The sequence below is a fragment of the Micromonospora sp. KC213 genome (assembly GCF_004348325.1).
Lineage (GTDB): Bacteria > Actinomycetota > Actinomycetes > Mycobacteriales > Micromonosporaceae > Micromonospora.
The window spans coordinates 26,072-35,063 of record NZ_SMKF01000048.1 but is presented as its reverse complement, the minus strand read 5'-3'; the positions used below and the strand labels follow the sequence as shown (position 1 = coordinate 35,063).

General features: G+C 72.6%; 9 protein-coding genes. 6 read left to right on the top strand and 3 right to left on the bottom strand.

Annotation, left to right across the window (positions count from 1 at the left end):
• A partial coding sequence (locus tag E1166_RS12945) for a winged helix-turn-helix domain-containing protein (RefSeq protein WP_132338746.1) occupies nt 1-316 on the bottom strand: 316 nt, incomplete at its 3' end.
• A 296-nt stretch (nt 317-612) separates the two neighbouring features.
• Here E1166_RS12945 and E1166_RS12940 point away from each other — a divergent pair.
• The 3 genes from E1166_RS12940 to E1166_RS12930 all read left to right on the top strand — a co-directional run bounded on the left by E1166_RS12940 (nt 613) and on the right by E1166_RS12930 (nt 5,343).
• Nucleotides 613-3,423 (top strand): LuxR family transcriptional regulator, encoded by a 2,811-nt coding sequence (locus E1166_RS12940; protein ID WP_132338744.1) that lies wholly within the window; start codon nt 613-615, stop codon nt 3,421-3,423.
• A gap of 172 nt (nt 3,424-3,595) precedes the next feature.
• Nucleotides 3,596-3,886: a hypothetical protein gene (locus E1166_RS12935; RefSeq protein ID WP_132338742.1), complete on the top strand. Its 291-nt coding sequence runs from the start codon at nt 3,596-3,598 to the stop codon at nt 3,884-3,886.
• A gap of 302 nt (nt 3,887-4,188) precedes the next feature.
• Nucleotides 4,189-5,343, top strand: coding sequence for an ATP-binding cassette domain-containing protein (locus E1166_RS12930; RefSeq protein WP_132338740.1), 1,155 nt, complete (start codon nt 4,189-4,191; stop codon nt 5,341-5,343).
• Nucleotides 5,344-5,445: 102 nt separating this feature from the next.
• Here the strand turns inward: E1166_RS12930 and E1166_RS30905 are convergent, their stop codons facing one another.
• Entirely contained in the window at nt 5,446-5,610 is a 165-nt protein-coding gene (locus E1166_RS30905; protein ID WP_165944322.1) for a hypothetical protein, read from the bottom strand.
• On the bottom strand, nt 5,594-5,869 hold the full coding sequence (locus E1166_RS12925) for a hypothetical protein (protein ID WP_132338738.1): 276 nt from the start codon (nt 5,867-5,869) through the stop codon (nt 5,594-5,596). The genes E1166_RS30905 and E1166_RS12925 overlap by 17 nt, the downstream gene beginning before the upstream one ends.
• Nucleotides 5,870-6,032: 163 nt before the next feature.
• On the opposite strand from E1166_RS12925, the gene E1166_RS12920 reads away from it, so the two are divergent.
• From E1166_RS12920 to E1166_RS12910, 3 genes are all read left to right on the top strand, one after another.
• Nucleotides 6,033-6,398 (top strand): YciI family protein, encoded by a 366-nt coding sequence (locus E1166_RS12920; RefSeq protein WP_132338736.1) that lies wholly within the window; start codon nt 6,033-6,035, stop codon nt 6,396-6,398.
• A gap of 227 nt (nt 6,399-6,625) precedes the next feature.
• On the top strand, nt 6,626-8,074 hold the full coding sequence (gene pyk, locus E1166_RS12915; protein WP_132268422.1) for a pyruvate kinase: 1,449 nt from the start codon (nt 6,626-6,628) through the stop codon (nt 8,072-8,074).
• Between the two features lie 7 nt (nt 8,075-8,081).
• Nucleotides 8,082-8,966 (top strand): acyl-CoA thioesterase II, encoded by an 885-nt coding sequence (locus E1166_RS12910; protein ID WP_132268424.1) that lies wholly within the window; start codon nt 8,082-8,084, stop codon nt 8,964-8,966.
• The last annotated feature ends 26 nt before the right edge of the window (nt 8,967-8,992 follow it).

The following is an 8,992-nucleotide window of genomic DNA, read 5'->3' as shown; positions in this document are numbered from 1 at the left end:
CTCGGCGGGTTGGTGTCGTCGGTGTTCTGCGTCGGGGTTGGGGCGGGTCGGTGTGTACCTGCCGGACGTAGGTGCCCGATCCGGGTCTGCTCTCTACCAGGCCCTTGGCCAGTAGTAGCTCGTAGGCGGAGATCACCACGCCGCGGGAGACGCCCAGCAGCCGGGCCAGGTCCCTGGTCGACGGCAGCCGCGTCGCGTGAGCGAGCTGGCCTGCGTGGATGGCACGGGCCAGTTGGGTCACCAGTTGTTGCGGTAGGTGCTCCGCGTGTTCGCGGCGCAGGTTGATGTGGACGGTGAGTTGATCGACCACGCGCATGTTTCCCCCCATAGTCTCGGCGGCTGCCCCGACCCGCCACGGTCGACCAGCCCGCCACCCCAAGGCTCGGTCGAGGCCCCGCTGCCGGCCTCGGGGTATGACCCCAAAGTGCTTGTGACCCGGGTAACTCACCTGTCGACGCAGGTCAGCGGCGCGACCGCGGCTGCCGGGCCGGTGCCGCCCGGGCGTCATAGCCAGGCGGTGTCACCAAGCCGACAACCACTCCTGGGGTTCTCCCTGAGGCCGGCGCGTCATCGGGGCCTCCCGGAGCGGCCGTCGACTGGCAGACTCCGGGGGTGACCGCCGACGCATCCCTGTTGGAGCGAGAAGCCGAACTGGCGCTCCTGGGGCGCGCGTTCACGACCGCGGCCCACGGCCGCGGAGCGGCCGTCCTGGTCGAGGGCCCGGCCGGGATCGGAAAGAGCACCCTCATGGAGGTCGCCCGCCGGGCCGCCACCGCGACGGGCCTACGGGTGCTCAGTGCCCGCGGCAGCCAACTGGAGCAGGAGTTCGGCTACGGGGTGGTCCGTCAGCTGGTGGAGCCGGTCCTGTACACCGCGCCGACAGCGGAACGGGTCCGCCTGCTGCGGGGGCCGGCCCACCGGGTGCCCGCGCTGCTGGACGTGGATTCCACCGGGCCGGCAGCTGGTGACCTCGCGGTGTCGTACGCGCTCTACTGGCTGCTGGTGAACCTGACCGGTCGCGCACCGGTGGCTCTCGTCGTCGACGACGCGCACTGGGTGGACGACGCCTCGCTGCGGTTCCTTCGCTATCTGATGCCGCGCGCCGCCGAGCTGCCGCTGGCGATCGTCGTCGCCGGACGCCCCGGCGCCGACGCGGGTCAGTGGGGCGAGCTGGCCGCGGAGCCGGCGGTGACCCTGATGCGCCTGGCGCCGCTGAGTCCGGCCGGCACCGCGCGGCTGGTCGAATCGGTCACCGCGACGGCCAGCGCCGAGCTGGTCTCCGCCTGCCACCGCCTAACCGGCGGCAACCCCCTGCTGGTACGGGAACTGGCCACCGCCGCGCGCGCGGCGGGGGGTGCCGCGGCCGACGGGGACGAGCCCGCGCTGCGGGCCCTGGGCGGGGCGGCGCTCGCCCAGCGGATGCCCGCTGTGTTGGCGAACCTGACCCCGGCCGCCGTGCGGTTCGCCGAGGCATGCGCGGTGCTGGGCGAGGAGGCCGCCCCGCAGATGGTCAGCGGTCTGACCGAGGGGGGTGAGCGGTGGGACGACCTACGCGGGGAACTGGTCACCGCGGGCATCCTGCGCACCGGATCCCGGGTCGCGTTCAGACATGTGTTGATCCGTGACGCGGTCTATGCCGGCATCGACCCCGTGACCCGCAGTCGGCTGCACCGGCGCGCGGCGGAGCTGCTGGTCGCCGACGGACAGCCGGTCGTCCTGGCGGCCACTCATCTGCTGGCGACCCTGCCCGCCGCCGACAGCTGGGTGGTCAGGACTATGCTCGACGCCGCCGGCGACGCGGCAAACCGGGCGTCTCCCCGCTCCGCCCTGGCGTTCCTGGAGCGGGCCCTCCAGGAGCCTCCACCGGACCAGCGGACCACCACGAACCTCATCCGGCTCGCGGGCACGGTGGCACAGGGGGTGAACTGGCAGACGGCGATCAGTTACCTGCGACGGGCCGCCTCCCTCGCCGAGGACATCGTCGAACGTGCCCAGGTCACGGAACTGCTCGGCCGGGCGACGCTCCTGGCGTGCCGCAACGCCGAAGCGATCGCGCTGCTGGAGCGCATGCTGTCGGAGCTGAACGGCGAGCACCCGGATCTCGACCACCGGCTGCGTACGGTGATCCTGGCGGCCGCGGCCGCCGACCTGGACCTACGGCACACCGGTGCGCCGCATCTGGCCGTGCTGCGGGCGGCACCCCGGCTGAGCGCCGATGTCCGATACCGCCTGGACGCCCTGACCGCCTTCTGGGCCGCCTCCATCGACGTGGACCGGCCCACGGCGGTCGCCGCCGCGCTGCGGGCCTTGCGTGCCCGAGCGGGCGGTGCCCCCAACCCGGTTACCGCTTCGCCGGTGCTGGCCTACGGCACGTTGGTCGACGCCGATCACGAGGAAGCGCTGTCCGAACTGGACCGGGCGTGGTCCGCGGCCCACGAGAAGGGCTCGACGCACGAGGCCGGGCTGGCCGCCGCGTTCCGCGCCTACGCCCTGCTGAGTCACGGGCACCTGGCCGACGCCGAGGAGGACACGCGGACTGCGATGGCGTTCACCTCGGCCCCGCTGGCCACAGTGAGCCGGGCAGCCTACGCCGGCGTCATCCGGGCAGACGTGCTCCTTGCTCGGGGCCAGCGCGACGCCGCGGCGCGGGCGATGCGGTGGGCGAGCGCGCAGGTCCAGCTGGTGCCCGCGCAACAGCTCAAGATCGCACTGCTCCAAGCCCGCCTCGACCTGGCCGAGGGGCGACCGGAGGAGGCCGCGCGGCGCGCCGAGGAAGCCGGTCGGCGGCTGACCGGCGACGGTTGGTTGAACCCCGCGATCTGGCCCTGGCGGTCGGTGGCGGCGCTGGGGCGGCACGCGTTGGGACAGCGGGACAGGGCTCGCGCACTCGCTGTCGACGAGCTCGATCTGGCCCGCCGGTGGGGAGCGCCGCGGGCACTGAGCCGGGCGCTGCGGATCGTGGCCACGGTGACGGGTGACCGGGCCGCGGAGCACCTGCTGGAGGAGGCGGTACGGGTGGTGCGGCCCACCCCGGCCCGGCTTGAGCTGGCCACCGCGCTGCACGCCTTCGGCGCGGCGATCCGCCTGCGGCACCCGAAAGCCGCGCGAGCCGCGCTCGGCGAGGCCCTGCAGTTGGCGCGGGAGTGTGGCGCCGACGAGTTGGCACGGCAGGCTCGGGAGGCGCTCACCGACCTCGGTGAGCAGGTGCTCGCCCCGGCGCACGCGCGGTTGACGCCCGCAGAGTGGCGGGTCGCCCGACTGGCCGCCGAGGGCCGGGCCAACCACGAGATCGCCCAGGATCTGCACGTCACGCCGAAGACGGTCGAGACCCATCTGAGCAGCGTCTATCGCAAGCTCGGCGTGCGCAACCGCACCGCCATGGCTCGGGTGCTCGCCGAGACGAACGTCGGTCAGGCGGGATAGCGGCGGTCCAACTGGTACCCCGGTGCTGCCTGGTGAGTGGTCCGCTGGGGCACGGCACGCGGTCGTACGGTCGTCGCTCTGGGGCACACCCAGAGCCGCAACAGGTCAGGAACCGATGTGTCCGACGGCTGGGCGTCCGCGCGCCGCGACATCGACGATCGAAGGGAAAGACATGCAGACGAGCTACCCCGCCGGCCCGCGCGCCGACCGTACCGACACGCGGGCTGGCGGCCAGTCGGAGCACCACAGCGAGGCGGTGACCGTGCGTACCCCGGCGACCGGCGAGGCTCCTGCGGGCGACCGCAAGGAGACGTTGGCGGTGCGCAGCCAGGTGCGGGCGGGTCGACTGTCGATGAACCACAGTGAGGCGCTCGTGGTGCGTAGTGAGGTGCGGGCCGGCGTGGTGCCCATCGGGGCGAACCACAGCCAGGCCCTGGCAGAGGCCGGCGGGTCGCGCACCTGAGCCAGCGGCACCGGCTGGCGCGGCCGGGTGACCTGACGACGGGCGACGAGAGGGACCCGACGGTGACCACGACGTACGACCCGGTGGAGCTGGCCGTCGCACTTCATCGGGAGGCGCGGTCAGGCCGGTGGCCGACTGCGCCGCCGGTTGCTGCACGGGGCGCTGGAGCTCGACCTCGCCGGAGTGCGCCGCGAGGGCACCGGCCACCTGCTCGGTCGAGCCCTGGAGGCAGAAGGTATCGAGGACCTGGCCGTGGGCGGCGCACTCGGCGGCGTTGCCGCCAGCCTGGAACTCGGGCGGCCATGCTGCTGCTGGCGGAGGCTCTCGGCCCGGTAGCCCCGGGCGCGCTGGCGGCATGGCTGGCCGTCGCCGCCTTCGCCACCCACCGCTATGTCCGTCACCGTGGTCGCTGGGCCGCAGCTCGGATGCGGCTCGGCAACGATCTCGCGGAGAGGATGGCCGGGCACCGCACCCGGTCGGTGCAGCAGCGACCTGAGTCGCGCCACGACGGTGAGGAAGCCGCGCTGACGGCCTACGACGAACTGGGCCGTCGCGGTGACCGCTGGCTCGCCGCGCTGACCGTGGTGGTTCCGCGCGGTTGGGCGTTGGCGGGTGTGGTGCTGCTCGCGGGCGTCGCGAACGCGCAGGCATCCCCGGCCTCGGTGGCGGCCGGTGCGGTCGGGGTGCTCGTCGGGTTCGGCGCGTTGACGCGACTGGAGGTGGGGTTGGCCGGCATGGTGGACGCGTGGTGCGCCTGGGCGCAGCTGCGCCCGCTGCTTCCCGACCGTGGCGTTCGCCGCGCGGGGAACACTCCGGCGGACCACCCGGCGCCGGCCGTGGCGACCGACAGCGCGGTGATCGAGGCGCGGGCGATCGGCTACCGCTACCCGGGCCGCGACCGGGTTGCGTTGCGCGATGTGTATCTGCGTGTCGGCACCGGTGAACGGGTGCTCATCCAGGGCCCGTCGGGCAGCGGCAAATCCACGCTGGCGGCCGTTCTGTCGGGCCGGTACGTGCCGACCGGAGGCGAGTTGCGCCTGCACGGCGTCGAGCGTGAGGTCGTTGGCGCGGCCACGTGGCAACGTCGGGTGCTCGCGGTGCCGCAGGCCGAGCAGAACCATCTCCTGCTGGGCACATTGGCGATGAACCTCCTGCTCGGTCGGCGTTGGCCGGCCGAGCAGGACGACCTGCGCCACGCCGACGAGGTGTGCCGGGCGCTGGGCCTTGGCGAGCTTCTCGACCGGATGCCCGCCGGTTTGGCGCAGATCGTCGGGGAGACCGGCTGGCGGCTGTCGCACGGGGAACGCAGCCTGGTTTTCCTCGGCAGGGCGCTGTTGCAGGGGGCTGACGTGCTGATTCTGGACGAGACGTTCGGCGCGGTGGATCCACACAGATTGGCCCGCGCCGCGAAGGTGGTCGCCGAGCGGGCGCCGACGCTCGTGGTGATCCGGCACTGACCTGTGCTCGGTCTGTGCGGTAGCCACGACACCGATGCCCGGCCGGCGGCTGCGTGGCAGACGGTCCGAACCTTCACGCCGCCTTGTTCAGCGGTCTGCCAGCTAGCCCTCGCGGACGTAGTCGAGCACGAAAAACGGCACGTGGCCGGCGTGCGCGGCCGCCGCCGGCTTCGCGGGGAGGTCGAAGACGCCGATCATCATCTGCATGGGGTAGTCCGGCGCCTGCTCCACGGTGCGCACGTGGTGGCCGTCAACGAAGAAGTCCACTCGGGCCCGGGCGCCAGTCGGCGGCGTAGACGTGGAAATCGGTCACGTCGATCGGTAGCCGCGGTGTGCTGAAGTCGTCGCGCAGGGCGGGGTCACGGAACGGGTGGATGCCCATGCCCACCGTTGGTCCGGTCCGGTCGATCGCGTCGCCGAACACCTCGAAGAGGCAGATCTCGCCCGAGCGTTGGGGCTCGTCCTCAATGCCGACCAGCCAGACCGACGCCATGGAGCGCCGCCGGCACCGATGCTCGTCGACCATGTCCGCCGGGTGACACGTGGGGACGAACCACCCATCCGCCGGGTTACCGGACGTGACCCGGGGTAAGTGCCGCAAGCGCCCGCTGCGGCCGGTTCGGCCGTGCGACGCTGGGCCGAGTCGGGGCCGGCGCGGTACGCACGCCGGCAGCGCGGGAGGGAACGCCATGACAGACAGGCCGCAGCTGGACTTCGCGCTGGACACGTACGAGTGCATCGTGCTCTATCCGGGGCCGGCCGGGCCGGTGCTGCCCCAGGAGACCGTGCAGCGGCTCCAGGCCGAGCACCTGGCGCACATGCAGGCGTTGCAGCGTCGGGGTTTGGTGCTGGTCGCCGGTTCGATCGACGGGCCGGCCCGGGAGCCGGCGCCGCCCATCGGCATCGGCCTGGCCCGCACCGGCTCGGTGGACGACGTCCGCACCGTCATGGAGGCCGACCCGGCCGTGCAGGCCGGGCTCTACCAGGTGGACGTGCTGACCTTCCTCTGCCCGGCCGGCGCGTTGGAGTTCCCGCTGGCCAGGACGGAGGGCTGAGCCTACGGGTCGACGCCCGCGGGGCGTCCACGGGTCCGCCTCGGGCCTTCGGTGCCGGCGAGCGGTACGATTCCCGGCGCGCGGTCGCCGATGCCCGCCGCTCACGACGTCCTCCGGTACGGCCCGCGTCCCGCCGGCCCACCCGCCCGGTCGCGCGTCGTTGGACAACCGTTCCACAGTCCGCAAGGGGTCGGCTCCCAGGTCGATCCGGAGGAGAGACTAGCCTGATGGGCGTGACACGCCGCGCGAAGATCGTCTGCACCCTTGGCCCCGCCACGTCGTCTCCGGAGCGGATCCGGGGGCTCGTCGAGGCGGGCATGAACGTGGCCCGGCTCAACTTCAGCCATGGCAGCCACGAAGATCACGAGGCGGTGTACCGCCTGGTGCGCGAGGCGGCCGACGCGGCCGGTCGTCCCGTCGCCGTCCTGGCCGACCTGCAGGGCCCGAAGATCCGCCTCGGCCGGTTCGCCGACGGCCCGCACGAGTGGCGCACCGGCGACTCGGTGGTGATCACCGGCGACGACATCCTCGGCACCCGGGACCGGGTCTCCTGCACCTACCGGAAGCTGCCGCAGGAGGTCAAGCCGGGCGACCGACTGCTGATCGACGACGGGCGGGTCGCCGTCGAGGTCAGCGACGTCACCGGCAACGACATTCGTTGCCTGGTCACCGAGGGCGGTCCGGTCTCGAACAACAAGGGTGTCTCGCTGCCGAACGTCGCGGTCAGCGTGCCCGCCATGTCCGAGAAGGACGCCGAAGACCTGCGTTTCGCCCTCGGTCTCGGGGTCGACATGATCGCGCTTTCCTTCGTCCGCTCGGCCGAGGACATCAAGCTCGTCCACGCGATCATGGCGGAGGAGGGTGTGTACCGCCCGGTGCTGGCCAAGGTGGAGAAGCCCGAGGCGGTGGACCACCTGGAGGCGATCGTGCTCGCCTTCGACGGCATCATGGTCGCCCGCGGCGACCTGGGCGTGGAGCTTCCGCTGGACCAGGTGCCGTTGGTGCAGAAGCGCGCCGTGCAGCTGTGCCGGGAGAACGCCAAGCCGGTCATCGTGGCCACCCAGATGCTCGACTCCATGATCGAGAACTCTCGCCCGACCCGGGCGGAGGCCTCGGACGTGGCCAACGCCGTGCTCGACGGCGCGGACGCGGTGATGCTCTCCGGCGAGACCAGCGTCGGAAAGTACCCGGTGCTCACCGTCAGCACCATGGCGAAGATCGTCACCACCACCGAGGCCGGCTCGATCGGGGTGCCCCGGCTCCAGCACGACCCGCGTACGCACGGCGGCGCGCTCACCGTCGCCGCCTCCTCGATCGCCCGGGCCATCGGCGCCAAGGCGCTGGTCGCGTTCTCGCAGACCGGCGACACCGTCAAGCGGCTCTCCCGGCTGCACTGCGACCTGCCGCTGCTGGCCTTCACTCCGGTTCCCGAGGTGCGTAACCAGCTCGCCCTCTGCTGGGGCGTGGAGACGTTCCTGATGCCGTTCGTCGAGCACACCGACGACATGTTCCGCCAGGTCGACCAGGCCCTGCTCGGCCTCAACCGGGCCAACCCGGGCGAGTACGTGGTGATCGTGGCCGGCAGCCCGCCCGGCACCCCGGGCTCCACCAACACCCTGCGGGTGCACCAACTCGGCTCGTTGGTCGACGCCGCCTCCGCCCGGGCCCTGCAGTGAGCGTACGGTGACCGACGGTTCGGCGCTGACCGGACAGGCCGCGGTCGACCAGTTGTTGGAGGTGCTCGACCTCGACCACACCGGTGAGATGACGTTCCGGGGGATGAGCCCTCCGGTTGGTCCGCAGCGGGTGTACGGCGGTCAGGTCGCCGGTCAGGCCCTGGTCGCCGCCGGGCGTACCGTCGATGCGGAACGCCTGGTGCACTCGCTGCACGGCTACTTCGTTCGCCCGGGTGACCCCGCCGAGCCGATCGAGTACCAGGTGGAGAACATTCGCGACGGGCGGTCCTTCTCGGTGCGCCGGTCGGTGGCCCTGCAGCACGACAAGCCGATCTTCTTCATGTCCGCGTCGTTCCAGCGGCAGGAGGAGGGGCTGGACCATCACGCACCCGTTCCGGTCGAGGTGCCCGGGCCGGAGCAGGTCCCCACCATGACCGACCGGCTCTCCCGCTACCCGGAACGGCTCGGCATCTGGGGAAAGATCCCGCGCCCGATCGACGTCCGGTACGTGGGTGAGCCCGGTTGGGTACGCCCCGGCGACCGGCCCGCCGAACCGCACCAGCGGGTCTGGATGCGCATCGACGGCAAGCTGCCCGACGATCCGCTGCTGCACGCCTGCGCCCTGACGTACGCCTCCGACCTGACCCTGCTGGACTCGGTGCTCTCGGTGCACGGCGAGGTGTGGGGGCCCGGGGGAGTGGTCGGCGCCAGCCTGGACCACGCCCTGTGGTTCCACCGGCCGTTCCGGGCCGACGAGTGGTTCCTCTACGACTGCTGGAGCCCGTCGGCGTCCGGCGCCCGGGGGCTGGCCACCGGCCGGATGTTCACCACCGATGGTCGGCACCTCGCCAGCGCCGTGCAGGAGGGCCTGCTGCGCCGCGTCGGCGAGTGATCGGACGGGCGAGGCCCGACCGGCCG